The organism is Streptococcus sp. Marseille-Q5112 (assembly GCF_916700555.1).
Taxonomy (GTDB): domain Bacteria; phylum Bacillota; class Bacilli; order Lactobacillales; family Streptococcaceae; genus Streptococcus; species Streptococcus symci.
In genome coordinates this window covers 136,104-162,285 of sequence record NZ_CAKAKP010000005.1, presented here as the reverse complement: position 1 = coordinate 162,285, position 26,182 = coordinate 136,104, and the positions used below count along the sequence as shown (strand labels likewise).

General features: G+C 43.0%; 17 protein-coding genes, 14 tRNA genes, 3 rRNA genes and 1 pseudogene. 32 read left to right on the top strand and 3 right to left on the bottom strand.

All coding sequences use genetic code 11. From position 1 onward, the window contains the following. A partial coding sequence (locus tag LG372_RS05420) for an IS3 family transposase (protein WP_168741291.1) occupies positions 1-96 on the top strand: 96 nt, incomplete at its 5' end. Between the two features lie 88 nt (positions 97-184). Here LG372_RS05420 and LG372_RS05415 read toward each other — a convergent pair. Continuing rightward, a pseudogene (locus LG372_RS05415) lies at positions 185-1,586 on the bottom strand (transposase). A gap of 103 nt (positions 1,587-1,689) precedes the next feature. Between LG372_RS05415 and LG372_RS05410 the strand changes: the two are divergent. From LG372_RS05410 to LG372_RS05385, 6 genes are all read left to right on the top strand, one after another. Continuing rightward, positions 1,690-2,601 carry a DMT family transporter gene (locus tag LG372_RS05410; RefSeq protein WP_225742295.1) on the top strand — a complete coding sequence of 304 codons (912 nt, stop codon included), beginning with the start codon at positions 1,690-1,692 and terminating at the stop codon, positions 2,599-2,601. A gap of 228 nt (positions 2,602-2,829) precedes the next feature. Next, positions 2,830-3,528, top strand: a complete 699-nt coding sequence (gene dapD / locus LG372_RS05405) for a 2,3,4,5-tetrahydropyridine-2,6-dicarboxylate N-acetyltransferase (RefSeq protein ID WP_049552476.1) — start codon at positions 2,830-2,832, stop codon at positions 3,526-3,528. A gap of 67 nt (positions 3,529-3,595) precedes the next feature. Continuing rightward, positions 3,596-4,726 (top strand): N-acetyldiaminopimelate deacetylase, encoded by a 1,131-nt coding sequence (locus tag LG372_RS05400; RefSeq protein ID WP_049552475.1) that lies wholly within the window; start codon positions 3,596-3,598, stop codon positions 4,724-4,726. Between the two features lie 11 nt (positions 4,727-4,737). Further along, a complete protein-coding gene (locus LG372_RS05395; protein ID WP_049552474.1) occupies positions 4,738-5,277 on the top strand; it encodes a 5-formyltetrahydrofolate cyclo-ligase in 540 nt (179 codons plus the stop codon). Then, positions 5,261-5,938 carry a rhomboid family intramembrane serine protease gene (locus LG372_RS05390; protein WP_049552473.1) on the top strand — a complete coding sequence of 226 codons (678 nt, stop codon included), beginning with the start codon at positions 5,261-5,263 and terminating at the stop codon, positions 5,936-5,938. The genes LG372_RS05395 and LG372_RS05390 overlap by 17 nt, the downstream gene beginning before the upstream one ends. 331 nt (positions 5,939-6,269) lie before the next feature. Next, positions 6,270-6,800 (top strand): ATPase AAA, encoded by a 531-nt coding sequence (locus tag LG372_RS05385; RefSeq protein WP_049552472.1) that lies wholly within the window; start codon positions 6,270-6,272, stop codon positions 6,798-6,800. Positions 6,801-6,887: 87 nt separating this feature from the next. Here the strand turns inward: LG372_RS05385 and galU are convergent, their stop codons facing one another. Together galU and LG372_RS05375 are read right to left on the bottom strand one after the other, a co-directional pair. Further along, positions 6,888-7,787, bottom strand: a complete 900-nt coding sequence (gene galU, locus LG372_RS05380) for a UTP--glucose-1-phosphate uridylyltransferase GalU (protein ID WP_049552471.1) — start codon at positions 7,785-7,787, stop codon at positions 6,888-6,890. 21 nt (positions 7,788-7,808) lie between these two features. After that, positions 7,809-8,825, bottom strand: coding sequence for an NAD(P)H-dependent glycerol-3-phosphate dehydrogenase (locus tag LG372_RS05375; protein WP_225742294.1), 1,017 nt, complete (start codon positions 8,823-8,825; stop codon positions 7,809-7,811). A gap of 204 nt (positions 8,826-9,029) precedes the next feature. Here LG372_RS05375 and patA point away from each other — a divergent pair, with 204 nt between their 5' ends. The 25 genes from patA to thrC all read left to right on the top strand — a co-directional run bounded on the left by patA (position 9,030) and on the right by thrC (position 26,177). After that, complete coding sequence (gene patA, locus LG372_RS05370; protein ID WP_225742293.1) at positions 9,030-10,736, top strand: multidrug efflux ABC transporter subunit PatA; 1,707 nt, start codon at positions 9,030-9,032, stop codon at positions 10,734-10,736. 1 nt (position 10,737) lies between these two features. Beyond that, positions 10,738-12,504, top strand: coding sequence for a multidrug efflux ABC transporter subunit PatB (patB, locus tag LG372_RS05365; protein WP_225742292.1), 1,767 nt, complete (start codon positions 10,738-10,740; stop codon positions 12,502-12,504). Positions 12,505-12,642: 138 nt separating this feature from the next. Next, entirely contained in the window at positions 12,643-13,332 is a 690-nt protein-coding gene (locus tag LG372_RS05360; protein ID WP_061590510.1) for a gamma-glutamyl-gamma-aminobutyrate hydrolase family protein, read from the top strand. A 170-nt stretch (positions 13,333-13,502) separates the two neighbouring features. Next, positions 13,503-14,852: a glucose-6-phosphate isomerase gene (locus LG372_RS05355; RefSeq protein WP_000018268.1), complete on the top strand. Its 1,350-nt coding sequence runs from the start codon at positions 13,503-13,505 to the stop codon at positions 14,850-14,852. A 130-nt stretch (positions 14,853-14,982) separates the two neighbouring features. Continuing rightward, the gene (gltX, locus tag LG372_RS05350) at positions 14,983-16,443 is read left to right on the top strand and encodes a glutamate--tRNA ligase (protein ID WP_042749935.1); all 1,461 of its coding nucleotides are present in this window, start codon (positions 14,983-14,985) and stop codon (positions 16,441-16,443) included. A gap of 13 nt (positions 16,444-16,456) precedes the next feature. Next, entirely contained in the window at positions 16,457-16,891 is a 435-nt protein-coding gene (locus LG372_RS05345; RefSeq protein ID WP_042749937.1) for a cytidine deaminase family protein, read from the top strand. Between the two features lie 111 nt (positions 16,892-17,002). Next, a tRNA-Glu gene (locus LG372_RS05340) sits at positions 17,003-17,074 on the top strand. A 240-nt stretch (positions 17,075-17,314) separates the two neighbouring features. Then, positions 17,315-18,860 (top strand): 16S ribosomal RNA (locus LG372_RS05335). A 51-nt stretch (positions 18,861-18,911) separates the two neighbouring features. Continuing rightward, positions 18,912-18,984: transfer RNA gene (locus tag LG372_RS05330), tRNA-Ala, on the top strand. Between the two features lie 125 nt (positions 18,985-19,109). Further along, a 23S ribosomal RNA gene (locus tag LG372_RS05325) occupies positions 19,110-22,011 on the top strand. A 76-nt stretch (positions 22,012-22,087) separates the two neighbouring features. Continuing rightward, a 5S ribosomal RNA gene (rrf, locus tag LG372_RS05320) occupies positions 22,088-22,203 on the top strand. The 16S, 23S and 5S rRNA genes sit together here with 14 tRNA genes alongside, the layout of an rRNA operon. A 4-nt stretch (positions 22,204-22,207) precedes the next feature. Next, positions 22,208-22,280, top strand: a tRNA-Val gene (locus LG372_RS05315). Positions 22,281-22,285: 5 nt separating this feature from the next. Beyond that, positions 22,286-22,356, top strand: a tRNA-Gly gene (locus LG372_RS05310). Between the two features lie 34 nt (positions 22,357-22,390). Beyond that, positions 22,391-22,464 (top strand) — tRNA-Ile (locus LG372_RS05305). Positions 22,465-22,472: 8 nt separating this feature from the next. Beyond that, positions 22,473-22,544 (top strand) — tRNA-Glu (locus LG372_RS05300). A 4-nt stretch (positions 22,545-22,548) separates the two neighbouring features. Then, positions 22,549-22,638 (top strand) — tRNA-Ser (locus LG372_RS05295). A gap of 10 nt (positions 22,639-22,648) precedes the next feature. Then, positions 22,649-22,722: transfer RNA gene (locus LG372_RS05290), tRNA-Met, on the top strand. Positions 22,723-22,725: 3 nt separating this feature from the next. Next, positions 22,726-22,798 (top strand) — tRNA-Phe (locus LG372_RS05285). Between the two features lie 13 nt (positions 22,799-22,811). After that, positions 22,812-22,892 (top strand) — tRNA-Tyr (locus LG372_RS05280). 11 nt (positions 22,893-22,903) lie between these two features. Then, positions 22,904-22,974 (top strand) — tRNA-Trp (locus LG372_RS05275). Positions 22,975-22,988: 14 nt separating this feature from the next. After that, positions 22,989-23,061, top strand: a tRNA-His gene (locus tag LG372_RS05270). A 13-nt stretch (positions 23,062-23,074) separates the two neighbouring features. Beyond that, a tRNA-Gln gene (locus tag LG372_RS05265) sits at positions 23,075-23,146 on the top strand. A 9-nt stretch (positions 23,147-23,155) separates the two neighbouring features. Beyond that, a tRNA-Leu gene (locus LG372_RS05260) sits at positions 23,156-23,239 on the top strand. A 100-nt stretch (positions 23,240-23,339) separates the two neighbouring features. Beyond that, complete coding sequence (locus tag LG372_RS05255; RefSeq protein WP_225742291.1) at positions 23,340-24,617, top strand: gamma-glutamylcysteine synthetase; 1,278 nt, start codon at positions 23,340-23,342, stop codon at positions 24,615-24,617. Positions 24,618-24,692: 75 nt separating this feature from the next. Beyond that, positions 24,693-26,177, top strand: a complete 1,485-nt coding sequence (gene thrC / locus LG372_RS05250; RefSeq protein WP_115904660.1) for a threonine synthase — start codon at positions 24,693-24,695, stop codon at positions 26,175-26,177. Positions 26,178-26,182: the final 5 nt, after the last annotated feature.

Below are 26,182 nucleotides of genomic sequence, written 5' to 3'. Positions count from 1 at the left end.
ATTGTAGACTATATTGATTACTACAACAATAAACGCATTAAGGTAAAATTAAAAGGACTTAGTCCTGTGCAATACAGAACTAAATCCTTTACTTAAATTATTTGTCTAACTTTTTGGGGTCAGTACATTTGCTTCTCTCTTTTTTTAATTGGCTCTTTGTTAACTATAGTGGGTTGAAGAAAAGCTAAGCTCGAGAAAGGACAAAATTTGTCCTTTCTTTTTTGATGTTCAGAGCGATAAAAATCCGTTTTTTGAAGTTTTCAAAGTTTCGAAAACCAAAGGCATTGCGCTTGATTAGTTTGATGAGATTATTGGTCGCTTCTAATTTGGTGTTGGAAAAGGGGAGTTGAAGGGCGTTGACAATTTTCTTTTTGTCCTTGAGAAAGGTTTTAAAAACAGTCTGAAAAAGAGGATGAATCTTCTTTAGATTGTCCTCAATGAGTCCGAAAAATTTCTCAGGATCCTTGTTCTGAAAGTGAAAAAGTAAGAGTTGATAGAGATTGTAGTGGTGTTTCAAGTCTTCTGAATAGCTTAAAAGCTTGTCTAGAATCTTTTTATTGGTCAAGTGCATACGAAAAGTAGGGCGATAAAAACGTTTATCACTCAGTTTCCGACTATCTTGTTGAATGAGTTTCCAGTAACGCTTGATAGCCTTGTATTCATGAGATTTTTGCTCAAACTGATTCATGATTTGGACACGCACACAACTCATAGCACGGCTCATGTGTTGGACAATATGGAAACGATCCAACACGATTTTAGCGTTTGGGTGTGAAACAGTCTGGTAGACTGTTTCAGCCTGAGCCTAGAAATTCGAAAGCGAATCTGTTTAGCTAAGGCATAGTAGGAACTAAACAGATCCATAGTAATAATTTTTACCTGACAGCGAACAGCTCTATGGGAGCGAAGAAAGTTATTTCGGATGACAGTTTGTGTTCTACCCTCAAGAACAGCTATGATACTGAGATTGTCAAAATCTTGCTCAATGAACCTCATCTTCATCTACCGATTCAAACAGTCACTCACCTGACTGTTTTAACGTCCAAGGGCATAATTTCAGGCAAATGGCTAAAGCTACACTCAAAGTGAAAGTCATTGAGCTTACGAATGACAGTTGAAGTTGAAATGGCTAGCTGATGTGAAATATCGGTCATAGAAGTCTTTTCAATCAGCTTTTGAGTAATCTTTTGGTTGATGATACGAGGGATTTGGTGATTCCTCTTGACGATAGAAGTCTCAGCCACTATCGTTTTTGAACAGTGATAGCACTTGAATCGACGCTTGCTAAGCAGAATTCTAGCAGTCATACCAGTTGTTTCAAGGTAAGGAATCTTAGACAGTTTTTGAAAGTCATATTTCTTCATTTGACTTCCCACAATGAGGACAAGATGGGGCATCGTATTCCAGTTTAGATATGATTTACTTGTGGGTATTCCTATTGATAACAGCTAAATTCCCAAACTAAGTTTCACCTCTAGTAAAAGTGGAAGTTACTATGAGAAGTTACCCTTATTGATAGCATCCATAATTTGGATATTAGGATCTTTAATATCGAGTAGTTTTGTGATAAAGTGTAGTTGTTCCATATGATTCTTTCTAATGAGTTGTTTGGTAACTTTTCATTATAGATCTTACGGGACTTTTCTATTGCCACTTTTTTCTTTTTCATTTTCATGTTAAAATAAATATATGAATCAATATCAGAAAAAGATTGTTAAGGGGACAATCTATTCACTATTATCAGGTTTAATCTGGGGGATTTGCGGAATTTTAGGAGAATATTTCTTTACTCATTATCAAGTGTCCTCTGGCTGGATTACCTCTATGCGTTTGACACTGGCAGGGGGTCTTGTGCTCATTTGGTCTGCAGTGCAATTAAAATCGCAAGTGCTAGATATTTGGCGAGATAAGAAAAATTACCTACCCTTTTTAGCCTATTCTATTTTGGGGATTTTTTCAGTTCAGTATTTTTTCTATCTCTGTGTAGAATACTCAAATGCAGCGACAGCAACTATTTTACAGTTTATTAGCCCTGTCTTTATCCTCTTTTACAATCGCTTGGTTTATCAAAAACGAGCGTCAAAAAGCGCTATTTTTTATGTTTTGGTTGCCATGTTGGGTGTTTGCCTGATGGCGACAAAGGGAGATCTCTCTCAATTATCCATGACACCGCTAGCACTTGTGACGGGTTTGCTGAGTGCCATGGGGGTCATGTTTAATGTTATCTTGCCACAACCTTTTGCGAAGCGCTATGGTTTTGTACCCACGGTTGGGTGGGGGATGATTTTAGCAGGTTTATTTAGCAATGTTCTCTCACCAGTTTATCAACTTTCCTTTACTCTTGATATTTGGAGTATCTTGATTTGTCTCATTATCGCTTTCTTTGGGACGGCTTTTGCCTTTTTCATTTCTATGAAGGCTGTGTCCTTGGTTTCTCCCTTGGTGGTTTCAGTTATCAGTGCCAGTGAACCTCTCTCTTCTGCTCTCTTGAGTGTTTTGTTTTTAGGCTTGGTAGTGGATTGGTCCCTTCTTCTAGCTATGGCCCTTATTATTTTGCCCATGATTTTCCTATCGGTAGAAGAAGCGAAAGGAAGTAAATAAAAAGTCTTTTCTTAATTCTAAAAGTGTGCTATACTAGAACAGTCAATAAAACACGGGGAGATAGTTGTGAAGAGTGTTTTTAGGTTGTATCGGTAGGGGCTTGCTTTTACCGACAGCACGTTTTATCTCACATCCCTAAAAATCATACCTAAAAACAAACAAAAAGGCTTCAAATTTGAGGCCTTTTTTGGTAGAATAGGTATCATTAAAATGAACTAGGAGGCGCCTATGACTGCTACAAAAATGAACGCACAAGAAATTATTCAATTTATCGCCAATGCTGAAAAGAAAACCAGTGTTAAAGTAACCTTTGAAGGACAACTTGCAACTGCTGTACCAAGCTCTGTTGTCAAACTAGGGAATGTCCTATTCGGAGATTGGAAGGACGTGGCTCCGCTTCTCGATGGTTTGGTAGAAAATCAAGACTATGTTGTTGAGCAAGATGCTCGCAATTCTGCAGTTCCCTTGCTAGACAAACGTGATATCAACGCTCGTATCGAGCCAGGTGCTATTATCCGTGACCAAGTTGAAATTGGTGACAATGCTGTTATCATGATGGGAGCGGTTATCAATATCGGTGCTGAAATTGGTGCAGGAACTATGATTGACATGGGGGCTATCCTTGGTGGCCGTGCCATCGTGGGTAAAAACAGTCACGTTGGTGCAGGTGCGGTTTTGGCAGGTGTGATTGAGCCAGCTAGTGCAGAACCAGTCCGTGTTGGAGACAATGTTCTCATCGGTGCCAACGCAGTGGTTATCGAAGGGGTCCAAATCGGTAGTGGTTCAGTTGTCGCAGCAGGAGCTATTGTTACCCAAGATGTCCCAGAAAACGTGGTGGTGGCAGGTGTTCCAGCTCGCATTATTAAAGAGATTGATGCCCAAACCCAACAAAAAACAGCGCTAGAGGATGCGCTTCGTACCTTATAATTGTAAAAGTAATAAAGAGGCGGAACCCTTCTTCCAGCCTCTTTCTGCTATATCGGAGGATAGATAGATGTTAGATTTGATTCAGACTAGACGAGATTTGCACCAGATTCCAGAGATTGGCTTGGAGGAGTTCAAGACTCAGGCTTATCTGCTGGATGTGATTGAGAAATTGACTGCGGGCAAGAATTTTGTTCAAGTTCGTACTTGGCGGACAGGTATTTTGGTTTACTTGCAGGGAAGTCAGCCAGAGCGTACCATTGGTTGGCGAACAGACATTGATGGTCTGCCTATCGTCGAACAAACAGGACTACCTTTTTCTTCCCAACACCAAGGTCGCATGCATGCTTGTGGACATGATTTCCACATGACTATTGCTTTGGGCTGTCTTGAGCGAGCCCTTGAGGAGCAACCAAAGAACAATCTGCTCTTTCTGTTTCAACCTGCTGAAGAAAATGAAGCTGGTGGCATGCTCATGTATGAGGATGGCGCTTTTGGAGACTGGTTGCCAGACCAGTTTTATGGGCTTCATGTTCGGCCAGATTTGAAGGTTGGTCAGATTGCGACCAATACTCATACACTCTTTGCAGGGACTTGCGAGGTGAAGATTCGTTTCAAAGGCAAAGGTGGCCACGCAGCCTTTCCACATGAAGCTAATGACGCCTTGGTGGCTGCTAGTTACTTTGTGACCCAAGTACAGTCAGTGGTTAGCCGCAATGTTAATCCAATCGAGGGAGCGGTGGTGACCTTTGGCGTTTTTCAAGCTGGAACAACCAACAATGTCATCACAGACACAGCCTTTTTGCATGGAACTATTCGGGCCTTGACTCAAGATATGAGTCTCTTGGTGCAAAAGCGGGTCAAAACAGTTGCAGAAGGAGTTGCAGCTGCCTTCGATATGGAAGTCGAAGTGGAACTCAAGCAAGGTGGTTACCTGCCTGTTGAGAACAATCCAGCCTTGGCGCGTGAACTAATGGACTTTTTTGAAGAGAAAGACGGAATTGAGTTGATTGATATCGAGCCTGCTATGACAGGTGAAGACTTTGGTTATCTCCTTTCAAAAGTTGATGGCGTTATGTTCTGGCTAGGTATTGATAGTCCCTACGCCCTTCATCACCCTCAGATGAGTCCTAAGGAGGGATCCTTAGCTATTGGGGTGGACGCGGTCTCTAGTTTCCTGAAAAAGAAGGCAGCAGAGTAGAGGGGGTGTCTATGAAATCGGAATTACGTAAGCAAGTCATGCAAGAAATGAAGGCTTTACCTCGAGAGCAAAAACAGTTTATAGACCAAGCTTTAACAGAACGACTTTTACAACACCCCTTTTACCAAGAAACCGAGGTCATCGCAACCTATCTTTCTTTTTCTCATGAGTTTCAAACGCAGGAACTGATTGAGCAGGCGCTGAAGGATGGCAAGAAGGTTCTGATACCCAAAACTTATCCCAAGGGGCGCATGGACTTTGTAGTCTATAATCCGCAACAACTAGCCAAAACTTCCTTTGGCTTACTGGAACCACAGGGAGATTTGGAAGTAGTGGATGCATTTCAGATTGATTTGATTCATGTTCCTGGTCTGGCTTTTACGACGGAAGGATATCGGATTGGATACGGTGGAGGTTATTATGATCGCTATTTGGAACATTTTTCTGGTCATACTTTGAGTACGACATATCCTTGTCAAATTCAGGACTTTATCCCTGAAAAGCATGATATTCCTGTTCAGGAGGTATTAATTGATGAAGGAACTCTTTGATAGACATTACCCTGTGACGAGTTTTTTCCTTTTTGTGACGGCCTTGGTATTTTTACTAATGTTGGTCACTGCAGGTGGAAACTTCGACAGGGCAGATACATTATTTCGATTTGGAGCCATGTATGGGCCAGCTATTCGCCTCTTTCCTGAGCAAGTTTGGCGTCTCTTCTCTGCCATTTTTGTTCATATTGGGTGGGAGCATTTTATTGTCAATATGCTTTCGCTCTATTATCTTGGTAGGCAAGTAGAGGAAATTTTCGGATCCAAGAAGTTTTTCTTTCTCTATCTATTATCTGGAATGATGGGCAATCTCTTTGTTTTTGTATTTAGTCCCAAATCCTTAGCAGCAGGAGCCTCTACCTCTCTTTATGGGCTATTTGCCGCGATTATTGTTCTTCGCTATGCTACTCGGAACCCCTATATCCAGCAGCTAGGCCAATCTTATCTGACACTTTTTGTGGTTAACATTATTGGAAGTGTTCTGATTCCAGGAATCAGCCTAGCAGGCCATATCGGTGGTGCAGTCGGCGGAGCATTTCTAGCAATTATCTTTCCAGTTCGAGGAGAAAGAAGGATGTATGGTACCAGCCAGAGGTTAGGAGCGGTAGTGTTATTCGTAGGACTTTCAGTTTTGCTTTTCTATAAGGGAATGGGGTTGTGACGACTAATATGTAAACTTGAATAAGAAAAAAAGCTACTTGAAAAATGAGTAGCTTTTAATGGTTTTGGAACTATTCGAACCAACACAGCTCTAAAAATAAGTCTTTGTGTGTAGATGATTTGAGAAAGTGAGCGCCCATTCTATCGCGAAGAAGTCATTTGTAAATAAGTTTTTTTGCAGAAAATTGAGAATGGTGTGCTTTTTTATTTCTTTTGTATCGTAAGTTTCTAGAATATAGTGTTGTATCAGTCTTATTATATATTTTAAAAATAGAAAATGTTATAATATTAGAAATTGATTGAAGAATTATTAGAATAAAAGAGGTATAAAGTTGGAAAATTGTGTTTACATTATTTCAGGCCCCCCAGGCGTTGGGAAAAGTACTGTTAGTAAAGAGTTAGCTTATTCTTTTGATAAGAGTGCAGTTATAGAGGGGGATTTGATTTACTTAATGATTAAAGGTGGTATAGTGGCTCCCTGGGAAGATGAGGGCTATTACATGGATTTGTTTTGGGACAATATCATCAGCTTGACCAATAATTTTATAACTCGAGGCATCTCTGTCGTAATAGAGTATGTCATTTTTGAATACCAACTGAAGAAAATTGCTTCTTTCTTAAAAGAAAAACAAATTGGTCTAAAATATTGTGTCTTAATGGCCGAAGAAAAAACCTTGAAAGATAGGGATGGTTCTCGAAAAGAAATTGAAAGAGTGGGCAACTTATCAATACAAGCAAGAAGTGAGTTTCTAGCTAAAAATAAGGAGAAGGAAAAACATTTTCTGTATACAGATGATTTAGCCGTCCCCAAAATAGCAGATATCATTAAAACTTCAAATCGATTTTTGATTGAAAATCTGTAATCCATCATTAAGGACCGAAGTTGAGTTAGTAGATTTAGAGACATATCTCATAAATCTTTAAATTGTATGTAAATTTGTAAAATAATTCTATTCCTTCTCAGCCAATTCTTTTCCCAGTTGGATGATGTAATCTTTCAAGTCATCTTTGACTTGTGGGTGCTTGAGTGCATAGTCAATAGAAGTTTTCATAAAGCCAAACTTATCGCCAACGTCGTAACGAGCTCCTGTAAATTCGCGGGCGAAAACACGTTGAGTTTTATTAAGTGTATCAATAGCGTCGGTAAGTTGGATTTCATTTCCAGCACCGGGAGCTTGATTTTCGAGGATCTCAAAAATTTCTGGTGTGAGCAGATAGCGTCCGATGATTGCCAAATCACTTGGAGCATCTTCTGGAGCTGGTTTTTCAACGAAAGTTTCGACACTGTAGAGACCATTAATCCCTTCACCCTGAGGAGCGATAACTCCATATGCTGAAACGTCTTCATGAGGGACAGGCATAACAGCAATTGTTGATGCATGAGTCGACTCGTAATCATTCATCAATTGTTTTGTCAAAGGTACAGCGTTGTCATCTGTGATATCCATTAGGTCGTCACCCAGCATGACAACGAAGGGCTCATTCCCTACAAAAGCTTTTGCTTGTAAGACAGCATCGCCAAGACCACGAGGATGGCTTTGACGGATAAAGTGAAGGCGAATGCCAGTTGTTTCGTCTACCAATTTTAGCAAGTCATGTTTGCCTTTTTCTTTGAGGTTGTACTCAAGCTCAAAGTTTGAGTCAAAGTGGTCTTCAATAGAACGTTTTGATTTACCAGTGACAACTAGAATATCTTCAATACCTGATTTAAGAGCTTCTTCGACGATAAATTGGATAGTTGGTTTGTCCACAATTGGCAACATTTCTTTAGCAAGTGCTTTGGTTGCTGGTAAAAATCGAGTCCCGAGTCCAGCGGCAGGGATGACTGCCTTTCTAACTTTTGATGTCATAAGAATCCTTTCTTTAGAGGGTTAAGACCACTCATTTTCTGCTTTAAATTCATTGTTCATGATGTCATAAATGGCATCTTTGATATTGGTTCCGTGGTAGATAACTTGATAAATGGCTTGTGTAATGGGCATATAGACTCCAAGTTCTTGCGCTAGTTCGTAGGCTGCTCGAGTCGTTGAGATTCCTTCAATCACCATGCCCATATTGGCTTCGATATCAGCTAGAGATTCTCCACGACCAAGAGCATCTCCGGCTCTCCAGTTACGAGAGTGGATGGAGGTTCCCGTTACGATCAAATCTCCTACACCAGATAAGCCACTATAGGTCAATGGATTGGCACCGAGTGCTACTCCTAAGCGGGTAATTTCTGCTAGGCCTCGAGCGATGATGGCTGCCTTAGCGTTGTCACCAAATCCTAAACCATGTAAGGCTCCAGCACCGACAGCGATAATGTTTTTAAGAGCACCAGCGGTTTCAACTCCGATAACATCCGTATTAGTATAAAGTCGGAAGTAGTGATTACTAAAGAGCTCTTGAGCGTATTGAGCGGTTTGTAAATCTTTAGAAGCAGCAGTGATTAAAGTTAGGTCACGCACAATGGTTTCTTCTGCATGACTAGGTCCTGAAACAACGACAATATCACTGCGGAGATGTTCAGGAATTTCTTCTTCAAGGATAGTTGATAATCGTTTATGGCTATCAGGTTCTAATCCCTTTGATGCGTGCATGACGATAGCCTTATGGTCCAAGGTTTTTGCAACTTGTTGGGCAACAAGTCGTGTCACTTTTGTTGGGACAACAAACAAAATCGCATCCACATCTTTCAATGTTTCTGCTAAGTCAGTGTAGGCAATGATATTTTCATCTAGAACGACATCTTTAAAGTAGTGCTTGTTAGTATGATAGGTATTAATTTCATTGATTTGCTCGGGAATGTTTCCCCAAATACGTACCTCGTGTCCATTGTCATTTAAGACTTGTGAAAGGGCAGTTCCCCAAGAACCAGGCCCCAAGACGGCGATGGTTTGTTTTTTCATATTCCCCTCCTTTATAACCTTCTTTTTACTATTTTACCATAAAAACCTTTATCATGCATTACTGTAGATGAAAGCGCACTAATTTGTATCAAGGAGACTTCTTTGACAAGTTTCAACTTTTTTGCTAGAATAACATCACACAAACAGAATGAGAAGGAGCTGACGCATTGTCGCTCCCTTTTGTCTATTTTTTAAGGAGAAAGTATGCTGATTCAGAAAATAAAAACCTACAAGTGGCAGGCCTTAGCTTCGCTCCTGATGACAGGCTTGATGGTTGCTAGTTCACTTTTGCAACCGCGTTACCTGCAGGAAGTGTTAGACGCCCTCCTTGCTGGGAAATATGAAGCTATCTATAGTATAGGGGCTTGGTTGATTGGTGTGGCCGTGGTCGGTCTGGTTGCTGGTGGGCTCAATGTTGTCCTTGCAGCCTATATTGCCCAAGGAGTTTCATCTGACCTTCGAGAGGATGCCTTCCGTAAAATCCAAACCTTTTCTTATGCTAATATTGAACAATTTAATGCGGGAAATTTAGTCGTTCGAATGACAAATGATATCAACCAGATTCAGAACGTCGTCATGATGACCTTCCAAATTCTTTTCAGGCTCCCCCTCTTGTTCATCGGTTCGTTTATCTTGGCGGTTCAAACCTTACCTTCTCTGTGGTGGATGATTGTTCTCATGGTAGTCTTGATTTTTGGTTTGACTGCTGTCATGATGGGAATGATGGGGCCTCGTTTTGCCAAGTTTCAAACCCTTCTTGAACGCATCAATGCCATTGCCAAGGAAAATTTGCGTGGCGTTCGTGTGGTCAAGTCCTTTGTCCAAGAAAAAGAGCAATTTGCTAAGTTTACGGAGGTTTCAGACGAGCTTCTCGGTCAAAATCTTTACATCGGTTATGCCTTTTCAGTAGTGGAACCTTTCATGATGTTGGTCGGTTATGGGGCGGTATTCCTCTCTATTTGGCTAGTTGCAGGGATGGTTCAGTCGGATCCGTCAGTTGTTGGCTCCATTGCTTCCTATGTCAATTACCTAAGCCAGATTATCTTTACCATTGTCATGGTTGGATTTTTGGGAAATTCTGTCAGTCGTGCCATGATTTCTCTGCGTCGTATTCGAGAAATTCTTGACGCAGAGCCAGCCATGATCTTCAAGGATGTGCCAGATGAAGAGTTGGTCGGAAGTCTTAGCTTTGAAAATGTAACCTTTACCTATCCAATGGACAAGGAACCGATGCTGAAAGATGTGAGCTTTACTATCGAACCTGGTCAAATGGTTGGCGTAGTTGGAGCAACTGGTGCAGGAAAATCAACCTTGGCTCAATTGATTCCACGTCTCTTTGACCCGCAGGAAGGGGCTATCAAAATCGGAGGCAAGGATATTCGAGAAGTGAGTGAAGGGACCCTGCGTAAAGCTGTCTCTATCGTTCTCCAACGTGCCATTCTCTTTAGTGGGACGATTGCTGATAACTTGAGGCAGGGCAAAGGAGATGCCACTCTATTTGAAATGGAGCGAGCAGCCAATATTGCTCAAGCCAGTGAATTCATTCATCGTATGGAAAAAACCTTTGAAAGTCCAGTTGAGGAACGGGGAACCAATTTCTCTGGTGGACAAAAGCAAAGGATGTCGATTGCGCGTGGGATTGTCAGCAATCCACGTATTCTGATTTTTGACGATTCGACCTCGGCCTTGGATGCCAAGTCAGAGCGCCTGGTTCAAGAAGCCTTGAATAAGGACTTGAAGGGGACGACAACCATTATCATCGCGCAAAAGATTAGCTCGGTTGTCCATGCAGACAAGATCTTGGTACTGGATCAAGGACGATTGATTGGTCAAGGTACGCATGCAGACTTGGTTGCCAACAATGCTGTTTACCGTGAAATCTACGAAACACAGAAAGGAAAGGAGGAGTAAAATGAAGACAGTTCAATTTTTTTGGAATTATTTTAAAGTCTATAAGCTATCATTTGTAGTTGTTATCCTGATGATTGTTCTGGCAACTCTTGCCCAAGCCCTCTTTCCGGTCTTTTCTGGACAAGCAGTGACGCAGCTAGCTAATTTAGTTCAAGCTTATCAAAATGGCAATCCAGAACTTGTTTGGCAAAGCCTATCAGGAATCATGGTCAATCTTGGCCTGCTGGTTTTGGTTCTCTTTATCTCCAGTGTCATATACATGTGTCTTATGACGCGCGTGATTGCAGAGTCGACAAACGAGATGCGCAAAGGCCTCTTCGGTAAGCTTTCTCGGTTAGCGGTTTCTTTCTTTGACCGCCGACAAGATGGCGATATCCTGTCTCGTTTTACCAGTGATTTGGATAATATCCTCCAAGCCTTTAACGAAAGCTTGATTCAGGTCATGAGCAACATCGTTCTATATATTGGTCTGATTCTTGTCATGTTTTCGAGAAATGTGACGCTGGCTCTCATCACCATTGCCAGCACACCAGTTGCCTTCCTCATGCTGATTTTCATCGTAAAAATGGCACGCAAATACACCAACCTCCAGCAAAAAGAGGTAGGGAAGCTCAACGCCTATATGGACGAGAGTATTTCAGGCCAAAAAGCTGTCATTGTGCAAGGGATTCAAAAGGATATGATGGCAGGGTTTCTTGAACAAAATGAGCGCGTGCGCAGGGCAACCTTTAAAGGAAGAATGTTCTCAGGAATTCTTTTCCCTGTCATGAATGGGATGAGTCTGGTCAACACAGCCATCGTTATCTTTGCTGGTTCGGCCGTTCTATTAAACGATAAGACTATTGAAACAAGTACAGCCCTAGGTTTGATTGTTATGTTTGCACAATTTTCACAGCAGTACTACCAGCCTATTATTCAAGTTGCGGCTAGTTGGGGAAGCCTTCAGTTAGCCTTTACAGGTGCTGAACGAATTCAGGAAATGTTTGATGCAGAGGAAGAAATTCGACCTGAAAAGGCGCCGACCTTTACTAAGTTGCAAGAAGGTGTTGAAATCAGTCATATTGATTTTTCATACTTACCTGATAAACCTATTTTGAAAGATATCAGCATTTCTGCCCCTAAAGGCCAGATGACTGCAGTTGTTGGGCCAACAGGTTCAGGGAAAACGACTATTATGAACCTCATCAATCGCTTTTATGATGTTGATGCTGGTGGTATTTATTTTGATGGTAAAGACATCCGTGACTACGACTTGGATAGCCTCAGAAGCAAGGTAGGAATTGTTTTGCAGGATTCGGTCTTATTTAGTGGAACGATTCGAGACAATATCCGTTTCGGTGTGCCAGATGCTAGTCAAGAAATGGTTGAGGCAGCAGCCAAGGCAACCCACATTCACGACTATATCGAAAGCTTACCTGATAAATACGATACTCTTATCGATGATGACCAGAGTATCTTCTCAACTGGGCAAAAGCAATTGATTTCTATCGCTCGAACCTTGATGACAGATCCAGAAGTTCTCATTCTAGATGAAGCAACTTCAAACGTAGATACGGTGACAGAAAGTAAGATTCAGCATGCCATGGAGGCAGTTGTAGCAGGTAGAACCAGTTTTGTCATTGCCCATCGTTTGAAGACCATCCTCAATGCAGACCAGATTATTGTGCTTAAAGATGGAGAAGTCATTGAACGCGGTAACCACCATGAACTCTTGAAACTAGGTGGATTCTATTCAGAACTTTATCACAATCAATTTGTCTTTGAATAAGAAAGAAGTTGTCCTATGTGGGCAGCTTTTTCTTGTCCATAAAAAATATTTATCACAGCCTTAAAAAAAACATATTAGACGAAAGTCATTTTGAGTGATATGATAGGACTATCGTTAATATTCGAAAGGAGAGGCATCATGGCTAGAACGGTTGTAGGAGTTGCTGCAAATCTATGTCCCGTAGACGCAGAAGGTAAAAACATTCACTCATCTGTATCTTGTAGATTCGCAGAGAGCATTCGTCAAGTCGGTGGTCTCCCTTTAGTCATTCCTGTTGGTGATGAGTCAGTTGTACGCGATTATGTGGAAATGATTGACAAACTCATTTTGACAGGAGGCCAAAATGTTCATCCTCAGTTTTATGGAGAGAAAAAGACCATCGAGAGCGATGATTACAATCTAGTCCGTGACGAATTTGAATTGGCTCTCTTGAAAGAAGCGCTTCGTCAGAATAAACCAATTATGGCAATCTGTCGCGGTGTCCAACTTGTCAATGTTGCCTTTGGGGGAACCCTCAATCAAGAAATTGACGGTCACTGGCAAGGCCTACCTTTCGGAACATCTCATTCTATTGAGACAGTAGAAGGAAGCGTAGTGGCTAAGCTATTTGGAAAAGAAAGTCAGGTCAACTCCGTCCATCGTCAAAGTATTAAAGATTTGGCACCTAATTTCCGTGTAACTGCTATTGATCCAAGAGACCAGACCATCGAAGCGATTGAGTCTATCGATGAGCACCGCATTATCGGTTTGCAGTGGCATCCAGAGTTTCTGGTTAATGAAGAAGATGGCAATTTAGAATTATTTGAGTATTTATTGAATGAACTGTGACGACTGGGACATCTGGTCGTTCTTTATTTTATTTTTTCAAAATTTTTGGAATGTGGCATTTTTACGCAAACGTTTGAATTCTGATAAAAATTGGAGAAATTCGACAAAAAAACTTGAAAAAAACGAAGGTAAGCGTTATGATAGAAAAGAAGAAATATTGGAGGAATAACATGTCACATATTAAATTTGATTATTCAAAAGTTTTAGACAAATTTGTTGCACCACATGAAGTGGAATACATGCAATCACAAGTAACAGCAGCAGATGAATTGATCCGTAAAGGAACTGGTGCTGGTAGTGACTTCTTGGGATGGTTGGACCTTCCTGAAAACTACGACCGCGAAGAATTTGACCGCATCTTGAAAGCTGCTGAGCAAATCAAGTCAGACAGCGATGTTTTGGTTGTAATCGGTATCGGTGGATCTTACCTTGGTGCCAAAGCAGCAATCGACTTCTTGAACCACCACTTTGCAAACTTGCAAACAAAAGAAGAACGCAAGGCTCCACAAATCCTTTACGCAGGAAACTCAATCTCATCTACTTACCTTGCTGACTTGGTAGAGTACGTAGCTGATAAAGATTTCTCAGTAAACGTGATTTCTAAATCAGGTACAACAACTGAACCAGCTATCGCTTTCCGTGTCTTCAAAGAACTTTTGGTTAAGAAATACGGTCAAGAAGAGGCTAACAAACGTATCTACGCAACAACTGACCGCCAAAAAGGTGCTGTTAAGGTTGAAGCAGATGCTAACGGTTGGGAAACATTTGTTGTTCCAGATGACATCGGTGGACGCTTCTCAGTATTGACAGCAGTTGGTTTGCTTCCAATCGCAGCATCAGGAGCTGACATCAAAGCCCTTATGGAAGGTGCGAATGCGGCTCGCAAAGACTACACTTCAGATAAAATCTCTGAAAACGAAGCTTACCAATACGCAGCAGTTCGTAACATTCTTTACCGTAAAGGCTATGCAACTGAGATCTTGGTAAACTACGAGCCATCACTTCAATACTTCTCAGAATGGTGGAAACAATTGGCTGGTGAATCAGAAGGAAAAGACCAAAAAGGTATCTACCCAACTTCAGCCAACTTCTCAACTGACTTGCACTCACTTGGTCAATTTATCCAAGAAGGAACTCGTATCATGTTTGAAACAGTTGTCCGTGTTGACAAACCTCGTAAAAACGTGATTATCCCTAGCTTGGAAGAAGACCTTGATGGACTTGGTTACCTTCAAGGAAAAGACGTTGACTTTGTAAACAAAAAAGCGACTGATGGAGTTCTTCTTGCCCACACAGATGGTGATGTACCAAACATGTACGTGACCCTTCCAGAGCAAGACGCTTTCACTCTTGGTTACACAATCTACTTCTTCGAATTGGCTATCGCTCTTTCAGGTTACTTGAATGCTATCAACCCATTTGACCAACCAGGTGTTGAAGCTTACAAACGTAACATGTTTGCCCTTCTTGGAAAACCAGGATTTGAAGAATTGAGCAAAGAACTTAACGCACGTCTATAATAATAGAAGAAAAGAGTGGTTTGCCCACTCTTTTTACTCTCTTTATTCATAGAAATTGGACTCAGCCAAGACTTGTGATATAATATAGAGAGCAAAAAGGCAGACGCCTAGAGACTTTATAGGAGAAACTATGTCAAAAGATATCCGCGTACGTTACGCACCAAGTCCAACAGGACTACTACACATCGGGAATGCCCGTACAGCGTTGTTCAACTACTTGTATGCACGTCATCATGGTGGAACTTTTATCATTCGTATCGAAGATACTGACCGTAAACGTCATGTCGAGGATGGTGAACGTTCACAACTTGAAAACCTTCGCTGGTTAGGCATGGATTGGGATGAAAGCCCAGAAACACATGAAAAATACCGCCAGTCTGAGCGTTTGGACTTGTATCAAAAATACATCGACCAACTGTTAGCTGAAGGAAAAGCCTACAAATCTTACGTTACAGAAGAAGAGTTGGCAGCTGAACGCGAACGCCAAGAAGCAGCTGGCGAAACACCACGCTACATCAATGAATACCTTGGTATGAGTGAAGAAGAAAAAGCAACTTACATCGCAGAACGTGAAGCAGCAGGGATCATCCCAACTGTTCGTTTGGCTGTCAATGAGTCAGGTATCTACAAGTGGCATGATATGGTCAAAGGTGATATCGAATTTGAAGGTGGCAATATCGGTGGTGACTGGGTTATCCAAAAGAAAGACGGCTACCCAACTTACAACTTTGCCGTTGTTATCGATGACCACGACATGCAAATCTCTCATGTAATCCGTGGAGATGACCACATTGCTAATACACCAAAACAGCTTATGGTTTATGAAGCGCTTGGTTGGGAAGCACCAGAGTTTGGTCACATGACCTTAATCATCAACTCTGAAACTGGTAAAAAATTGTCTAAACGTGACACCAACACCCTTCAGTTTATCGAAGACTACCGTAAAAAAGGTTATTTACCAGAAGCAGTCTTTAACTTTATTGCTCTTCTTGGTTGGAACCCAGGTGGCGAAGATGAGATTTTCTCTCGTGAAGAACTCATTAAACTTTTCGATGAAAACCGCCTCAGCAAGTCACCAGCAGCCTTTGACCAGAAGAAACTAGACTGGATGAGCAATGACTATATCAAGAATGCAGACCTAGAAACTATCTTTGAGATGGCAAAACCATTCTTAGAGGAAGCAGGCCGTTTAACTGACAAGGCTGAAAAACTAGTTGAGCTCTATAAACCACAAATGAAATCAGTAGATGAGATTATTCCATTGACAGATCTTTTCTTCTCAGATTTCCCAGAATTGACAGAAGCAGAGCGTGAAGTCATGGCGGGTGAAACAGTCCTAACAGTTCTTGAAGCCTTCAAGGCAAAACTTGAAGCGATGACAGATGATGAATTTGTAACAGAAAATATCTTCCCACAAATCAAAGCTGTTCAAAAAGAAACAGGTATCAAAGGGAAAAATCTCTTCATGCCTATTCGTATCGCTGTTTCAGGTGAAATGCATGGACCAGAATTACCAGATACAATTTTCTTGCTTGGACGTGAAAAATCAATCCAGCATATCGAAAATATGTTAAAAGAAATCTCTAAATAAGAAGGATGTAATAATGGACATCTGGGAAAAGATGTACGAAGAGGCACAGAAATTGTATAATCCACATGAAGTATCTGATTTTGTTTATGCTAATCATGTCGTTGCCGCAGTAGAAGCAGAAGATGGACAAATATTTACAGGTTTCTGCATGGAGGGAACTTGTGGTGTTTTCCATCTCTGCGCAGAGCGGGCGGCTCTCTTCAATATGTACCAATTTTCAGGACAAACTAAGGTTAAAAAAGTATTAGCCTTTCGAGACAAACCACCTTATGGTGGAAGTTCCGGTATGCCTTGTGGCGCTTGCAGAGAATTCCTCTTAGAGTTGAACGCTGAAAATAAAGATGCAGAATTCATGATGGACTATAATATAAGAAAAACAGTTAAAGTTGCAGAACTAATGCCCTATTGGTGGGGAGAAGAACGTGCTTCTAAGTTTAATAATCAATAGAAGAGTCAGTATAATTCTGGCTCTTTTTACTTAATTTGAAAAAAACAGAAAAAAGTAGTTGACAAAGGTGAAAAAGTCTGTATAATAGTAAGAGTTGAAAATAACAGCTCAGGTCCGTTGGTCAAGGGGTTAAGACACCGCCTTTTCACGGCGGTAACACGGGTTCGAATCCCGTACGGACTATGGTGTATTGTGGTTGAAGCACTTGATGAAAAAAGTTAAAAAAGTTTCAAAAAAGTGTTGACAAGCGAAAGCGGCTGTGATATACTAATATAGTTGTCACTTGAGAGAAGCGAGTGACAAAGACCTTTGAAAACTGAACAAGACGAACCAATGTGCAGGGCACTACAACTAAGGTTGTAGTACTGAACAATGAAAAAACAATAAATCTGTCAGTGACAGAAATGAGTGAGAACTCAAACTTTTAATGAGAGTTTGATCCTGGCTCAGGACGAACGCTGGCGGCGTGCCTAATACATGCAAGTAGAACGCTGAAGGAGGAGCTTGCTTCTCTGGATGAGTTGCGAACGGGTGAGTAACGCGTAGGTAACCTGCCTGGTAGCGGGGGATAACTATTGGAAACGATAGCTAATACCGCATAAGAGTAGATGTTGCATGACATTTACTTAAAAGGTGCAATTGCATCACTACCAGATGGACCTGCGTTGTATTAGCTAGTTGGTGGGGTAACGGCTCACCAAGGCGACGATACATAGCCGACCTGAGAGGGTGATCGGCCACACTGGGACTGAGACACGGCCCAGACTCCTACGGGAGGCAGCAGTAGGGAATCTTCGGCAATGGACGGAAGTCTGACCGAGCAACGCCGCGTGAGTGAAGAAGGTTTTCGGATCGTAAAGCTCTGTTGTAAGAGAAGAACGAGTGTGAGAGTGGAAAGTTCACACTGTGACGGTATCTTACCAGAAAGGGACGGCTAACTACGTGCCAGCAGCCGCGGTAATACGTAGGTCCCGAGCGTTGTCCGGATTTATTGGGCGTAAAGCGAGCGCAGGCGGTTAGATAAGTCTGAAGTTAAAGGCTGTGGCTTAACCATAGTACGCTTTGGAAACTGTTTAACTTGAGTGCAAGAGGGGAGAGTGGAATTCCATGTGTAGCGGTGAAATGCGTAGATATATGGAGGAACACCGGTGGCGAAAGCGGCTCTCTGGCTTGTAACTGACGCTGAGGCTCGAAAGCGTGGGGAGCAAACAGGATTAGATACCCTGGTAGTCCACGCCGTAAACGATGAGTGCTAGGTGTTAGACCCTTTCCGGGGTTTAGTGCCGTAGCTAACGCATTAAGCACTCCGCCTGGGGAGTACGACCGCAAGGTTGAAACTCAAAGGAATTGACGGGGGCCCGCACAAGCGGTGGAGCATGTGGTTTAATTCGAAGCAACGCGAAGAACCTTACCAGGTCTTGACATCCCTCTGACCGCTCTAGAGATAGAGCTTTCCTTCGGGACAGAGGTGACAGGTGGTGCATGGTTGTCGTCAGCTCGTGTCGTGAGATGTTGGGTTAAGTCCCGCAACGAGCGCAACCCCTATTGTTAGTTGCCATCATTCAGTTGGGCACTCTAGCGAGACTGCCGGTAATAAACCGGAGGAAGGTGGGGATGACGTCAAATCATCATGCCCCTTATGACCTGGGCTACACACGTGCTACAATGGCTGGTACAACGAGTCGCAAGCCGGTGACGGCAAGCTAATCTCTTAAAGCCAGTCTCAGTTCGGATTGTAGGCTGCAACTCGCCTACATGAAGTCGGAATCGCTAGTAATCGCGGATCAGCACGCCGCGGTGAATACGTTCCCGGGCCTTGTACACACCGCCCGTCACACCACGAGAGTTTGTAACACCCGAAGTCGGTGAGGTAACCGTAAGGAGCCAGCCGCCTAAGGTGGGATAGATGATTGGGGTGAAGTCGTAACAAGGTAGCCGTATCGGAAGGTGCGGCTGGATCACCTCCTTTCTAAGGATAAGGAACTGCGCATTGGTCTTGTTTAGTCTTGAGAGGTCTTGTGGGGCCTTAGCTCAGCTGGGAGAGCGCCTGCTTTGCACGCAGGAGGTCAGCGGTTCGATCCCGCTAGGCTCCATTGGTGAGAGATCACCAAGTAATGCACATTGAAAATTGAATATCTATATCAAATAGTAACAAGAAAATAAACCGAAAACGCTGTAGTATTAATAAGAGTTTATGACTGAAAGGTCAGAAAAATAAGGTTAAGTTAATAAGGGCGCACGGTGGATGCCTTGGCACTAGGAGCCGAAGAAGGACGTGACAAACGACGATATGCCTTGGGTAGCTGTAAGTAAGCGATGATCCAGGGATTTCCGAATGGGGGAACCCAACAGGTACTACCTGTTACCCGCATCTGTTAAGGATGTGAGGAGGAAGACGCAGTGAACTGAAACATCTAAGTAGCTGCAGGAAGAGAAAGCAAAAGCGATTGCCTTAGTAGCGGCGAGCGAAACGGCAGAAGGGCAAACCGAAGAGTTTACTCTTCGGGGTTGTAGGACTGCAATGTGGACTCAAAGATTATAGAAGAATGATTTGGGAAGATCAGCCAAAGAGAGTAATAGCCTCGTATTTAAAATAGTCTTTGTACCTAGCAGTATCCTGAGTACGGCGGGACACGTGAAATCCCGTCGGAATCTGGGAGGACCATCTCCCAACCCTAAATACTCCCTAGTGACCGATAGTGAACCAGTACCGTGAGGGAAAGGTGAAAAGCACCCCGGGAGGGGAGTGAAATAGAACCTGAAACCGTGTGCCTACAACAAGTTCGAGCCCGTTAATGGGTGAGAGCGTGCCTTTTGTAGAATGAACCGGCGAGTTACGTTATGATGCGAGGTTAAGTTGAAGAGACGGAGCCGTAGGGAAACCGAGTCTGAATAGGGCGCCTTAGTATCATGACGTAGACCCGAAACCATGTGACCTACCCATGAGCAGGTTGAAGGTGCGGTAAGACGCACTGGAGGACCGAACCAGGGCACGTTGAAAAGTGCTTGGATGACTTGTGGGTAGCGGAGAAATTCCAAACGAACTTGGAGATAGCTGGTTCTCTCCGAAATAGCTTTAGGGCTAGCGTCGACATTAGAGATTCTTGGAGGTAGAGCACTGTTTGGGTGAGGGGTCCATCCCGGATTACCAATCTCAGATAAACTCCGAATGCCAATGAATTATGGTCGGCAGTCAGACTGCGAGTGCTAAGATCCGTAGTCGAAAGGGAAACAGCCCAGACCACCAGCTAAGGTCCCAAAATAATTGTTAAGTGGAAAAGGATGTGGGGTTGCACAGACAACTAGGATGTTAGCTTAGAAGCAGCTATTCATTCAAAGAGTGCGTAATAGCTCACTAGTCGAGTGACCCTGCGCCGAAAATGTACCGGGGCTAAAACAATTTACCGAAGCTGTGGATACCTTTATAGGTATGGTAGGAGAGCGTTCTATGTGTGATGAAGGTGTACCGTGAGGAGCGCTGGAACGCATAGAAGTGAGAATGCCGGTATGAGTAGCGAAAGACAGGTGAGAATCCTGTCCACCGTAAGACTAAGGTTTCCAGGGGAAGGCTCGTCCGCCCTGGGTTAGTCGGGACCTAAGGAGAGACCGAAAGGTGTATCCGATGGACAACAGGTTGATATTCCTGTACTAGAGTATGTAGTGATGGAGGGACGCAGTAGGCTAACTAAAGCAGACGATTGGAAGAGTCTGTCTAAGCAGTGAGGTGTGATATGAGTCAAATGCTTATATCTTTAACATTGAGCTGTGATGGGGAGCGAAGTTTAGTAGCGAAGTTAGTGACGTCACACTGCCAAGAAAAGCTTCTAGCGTTTAAACATACTCTACCCGTACCGCAAACCGACACAGGTAGTCGAGGCGAGTAGCCTCAGGTGAGCGAGAGAACTCTCGTTAAGGAACTCGGCAAAATGACCCCGTAACTTCGGGAGAAGGGGTGCTGACTTTACGTCAGCCGCAGTGAATAGGCCCAAGCAACTGTTTATCAAAAACACAGCTCTCTGCTAAATCGTAAGATGATGTATAGGGGGTGACGCCTGCCCGGTGCTGGAAGGTTAAGAGGAGTGCTTAGCGTAAGCGAAGGTATGAATTGAAGCCCCAGTAAACGGCGGCCGTAACTATAACGGTCCTAAGGTAGCGAAATTCCTTGTCGGGTAAGTTCCGACCCGCACGAAAGGCGTAATGATTTGGGCACTGTCTCAACGAGAGACTCGGTGAAATTTTAGTACCTGTGAAGATGCAGGTTACCCGCGACAGGACGGAAAGACCCCATGGAGCTTTACTGCAGTTTGATATTGAGTGTCTGTACCACATGTACAGGATAGGTAGGAGTCTATGAGATCGGGACGCCAGTTTCGAAGGAGACGTTGTTGGGATACTACCCTTGTGTTATGGCCACTCTAACCCGGATAGGTGATCCCTATCGGAGACAGTGTCTGACGGGCAGTTTGACTGGGGCGGTCGCCTCCTAAAAGGTAACGGAGGCGCCCAAAGGTTCCCTCAGAATGGTTGGAAATCATTCGCAGAGTGTAAAGGTATAAGGGAGCTTGACTGCGAGAGCTACAACTCGAGCAGGGACGAAAGTCGGGCTTAGTGATCCGGTGGTTCCGTATGGAAGGGCCATCGCTCAACGGATAAAAGCTACCCTGGGGATAACAGGCTTATCTCCCCCAAGAGTTCACATCGACGGGGAGGTTTGGCACCTCGATGTCGGCTCGTCGCATCCTGGGGCTGTAGTCGGTCCCAAGGGTTGGGCTGTTCGCCCATTAAAGCGGCACGCGAGCTGGGTTCAGAACGTCGTGAGACAGTTCGGTCCCTATCCGTCGCGGGCGTAGGAAATTTGAGAGGATCTGCTCCTAGTACGAGAGGACCAGAGTGGACTTACCGCTGGTGTACCAGTTGTCTTGCCAAAGGCATCGCTGGGTAGCTATGTAGGGAAGGGATAAACGCTGAAAGCATCTAAGTGTGAAACCCACCTCAAGATGAGATTTCCCATGATTTTATATCAGTAAGAGCCCTGAGAGATGATCAGGTAGATAGGTTAGAAGTGGAAGTGTGGCGACACATGTAGCGGACTAATACTAATAGCTCGAGGACTTATCCAAAGTAACTGAGAATATGAAAGCGAACGGTTTTCTTGGTTTGAATAGATATTCAATTTTGAGTAGGTATTACTCAGAGTTAAGTGACGATAGCCTAGGAGATACACCTGTACCCATGCCGAACACAGAAGTTAAGCCCTAGAACGCCGGAAGTAGTTGGGGGTTGCCCCCTGTGAGATATGGAAGTCGCTTAGCTCTAGGGAGTTTAGCTCAGCTGGGAGAGCATCTGCCTTACAAGCAGAGGGTCAGCGGTTCGATCCCGTTAACTCCCATATAAGCGGGTGTAGTTTAGTGGTAAAACTACAGCCTTCCAAGCTGTTGTCGCGAGTTCGATTCTCGTCACCCGCTTTGAACTTTGTTCAAATTACCAAGTTTTTAACTTGGGCGCGTAGCTCAGGTGGTTAGAGCGCACGCCTGATAAGCGTGAGGTCGGTGGTTCGAGTCCACTCGTGCCCATAAAGTTTGGTCCGTTGGTCAAGGGGTTAAGACACCGCCTTTTCACGGCGGTAACACGGGTTCGAATCCCGTACGGACTATTTTGGAGGATTACCCAAGTCCGGCTGAAGGGAACGGTCTTGAAAACCGTCAGGCGTGTAAAAGCGTGCGTGGGTTCGAATCCCACATCCTCCTTTTGTATTAACGCGGGATGGAGCAGCTCGGTAGCTCGTCGGGCTCATAACCCGAAGGTCGTAGGTTCAAATCCTGCTCCCGCAATAAGGCTCGGTAGCTCAGTTGGTAGAGCAATGGATTGAAGCTCCATGTGTCGGCGGTTCGATTCCGTCTCGCGCCATTATATATTTTTCGGAAGGGTAGCGAAGAGGCTAAACGCGGCGGACTGTAAATCCGCTCCTTCGGGTTCGGGGGTTCGAATCCCTCCCCTTCCATTATTTTAGTTACGGGCATAGTTTAAAGGTAGAACTAAGGTCTCCAAAACCTTCAGTGTGGGTTCAATTCCTACTGCCCGTGTTAATAGAATTATGGCGGGTGTGGTGAAGTGGTTAACACACCAGATTGTGGCTCTGGCATGCGTGGGTTCGATCCCCATCACTCGCCTATTTTATATTATTGGGGTATAGCCAAGCGGTAAGGCAAGGGACTTTGACTCCCTCATGCGTTGGTTCGAATCCAGCTACCCCAGTTACTATTTGCCGGCGTGGCGGAATTGGCAGACGCGCTGGACTCAAAATCCAGTGTCCGCAAGGACGTGCCGGTTCGACCCCGGCCGCCGGTATAGTATAGAGTTAAGGAACGTGGTATATCTTCGTTCCTTTTTATATTATTTTTGGTATAATAATAGTGATTGGAGGTGGATGATGAAAGTGTAGGGAAGTATGTCTCGTTCTATCGATTTATTAAAACATCGGTATTTGAAAAATATTAAAGAAAATCCTGAATTGTTTGTTGGGATTGAGCTGGAATATCCTGTTGTAAACTTGGAAGAGGATGCTACAGATGTTGAAGTTATCAAGCATTTATTTGGATATCTAGTTTCTGATTTGGATTTAACTGTAGAAAAGGTTGATGATTTTGGGTATCCTATCCAGTTAGTAGATCCAGTAAGTCAGGATGCTATTTTATTTGAAGTTTCCTATACTACGATTGAGTTTGCATTTGGCAAGGCTGAAACGATACAAGAGGTTGAAGAACGTTTTAGTATTTATATGGAAGCAATCCAGAAGAAGTTAGCTGAATCAAATCATGCTATTGTGGGCTGTGGTATTCATCCCAACTGGAATAAAAATGAGAATTGTCCAGTGGCTTATCCACGCTATCAGATGTTGATGGACTATTTGAATTTGAGTAGAAATGTGACTAAATCAGACTTACATCAATTCCCTGAATACGGATCGTTTATTTGTGGGAGTCAGGTTCAGTTGGATGTTTCAAAGTCTAACTACTTACGAGTGATTAATGCTTTTACCCAAATTGAAGCAGTTAAGGCTTATTTATTTGCCAATTCTGAGTTTACAGGTGCGGATTGGGATACAAAAATCTCAAGAGATATTTTCTGGGAAGAATCGATGCATGGTATCTATCCAGAGAATGTTGGTGTCAATGCTAGACTCTTTAAAGATGAGGATGATTTTTTTGATTATCTAGATCATTCTGCAATTTTTACTGCGGAACGTGATGGACAAACATATTATTTTTATCCGATTCAGGCTAGGGACTATTTAGCTACATCTGAAATCCAAGCATATGCTCTTAATGGGGATGAGATTCTTATTTACCCTCAAGAGAAGGATTTTGAAACTCATCGTAGTTATCAGTACCAAGACTTAACGACTCGCGGAACAGTTGAGTTTCGTAGTGTGTGTACTCAACCTCTAGATAGAACCTTCGCTTCAGCAGCTTTTCATTTAGGATTGTTGGTTAATTTAGATAAGTTAGAAGCTTACTTAGAAACAGCATCTTTCTTTGAAGCATTTGGTCGTAATTACAAGTTTTTAAGACGACAATTTTCTAAGAAGAAGCTTACAGGTGAGGAAGAAACTGCGATTATTGAATTTTCCAAAGACTTACTCCTGCTAGCTGAGGAAGGACTGGAGATGCGAAATAAGCAAGAAACGATCTATTTACAGCCTTTGAAAGAAGAATTGGGACTATAATTTCTCTTATAAAGGGAGAATTTTCTGAAAAATCATGATATAATGGAAGAGACTATAGATAAAGGATAAAGAGTAATGACATTAGTTTATCAATCAACGCGTGATGCCAACAATACAGTAACTGCCAGCCAAGCTATTTTGCAAGGTTTGGCGACGGACGGTGGTTTGTTTACACCGGTTACTTATCCAAAGGTAGATTTGGACTTTGACAAATTGAAAGATGCTTCTTATCAGGAAGTTGCTAAGATTGTTTTGTCAGCATTTTTAGATGACTTTACAGCTGAAGAGTTGGACTACTGTATCAACAATGCCTACGATAGCAAATTTGATACTCCATCTATTGCGCCTTTGGTGAAATTAGACGGTCAATATAACTTGGAACTTTTCCATGGTTCAACAATTGCTTTTAAGGATATGGCCTTGTCTATTTTGCCATACTTTATGACAACAGCTGCTAAGAAGCATGGTTTGGAGAACAAGATTGTCATCTTAACAGCGACATCTGGTGATACTGGGAAAGCCGCTATGGCAGGGTTTGCGGATGTTCCTGGTACTGAGATTATCGTCTTTTATCCAAAGGATGGTGTCAGCAAGGTACAAGAGTTGCAAATGACCACTCAGACTGGTGATAATACTCATGTTATCGCCATTGATGGTAACTTTGACGATGCGCAAACAAATGTGAAGCATATGTTTAACGATGTGGCTCTTCGTGAAAGATTAGCGGCCAACAAGTTACAATTTTCATCAGCAAACTCTATGAATATCGGTCGTTTGGTGCCACAGATTGTTTATTATGTTTATGCCTATGCTCAGTTTGTTAAGTCTGGTGAGATTGTGGCTGGTGATAAGGTCAACTTCACAGTACCAACAGGAAACTTTGGAAATATCTTGGCTGCCTTTTATGCTAAACAAATCGGTCTTCCAGTTGGTAAATTAATCTGTGCTTCAAATGACAACAATGTTTTGACAGACTTCTTCAAGACACGTGTTTACGATAAGAAGCGTGAGTTTAAGGTAACAACTAGCCCATCTATGGATATCTTAGTATCTTCAAACTTGGAGCGTCTCATTTTCCACCTTTTGGGTAATAATGCGGCTAAAACAGCTGAACTCATGAATGCCTTGAACAAGCAAGGACAATATGAGTTGACAGACTTTGATGCAGAGATTCTTAACCTCTTTGCAGCTGAATATGCGACTGAGGAAGAAACAGCGGCAGAAATCAAGCGTGTTTATGAGTCAGATTCTTATATCGAGGATCCACATACGGCGGTTGCCTCGGCAGTTTATAAGAAATACCAAGCGGCTACTGGCGATGTGACTAAGACAGTGATTGCTTCAACAGCGAGTCCATACAAGTTCCCAGTGGTTGCAGTAGAAGCTGTAACTGGAAAATCAGGGCTTGGCGACTTTGAAGCCTTGGCTCAATTACATGATATTTCAGGAGTGGCTGTGCCACCAGCAGTTGATGGACTTGAAACAGCTCCTGTTCGTCACAAGACAACAGTGGCAGCTGCTGACATGCAAGCAGCGGTTGAGGCTTATCTAGGACTTTAAGACAG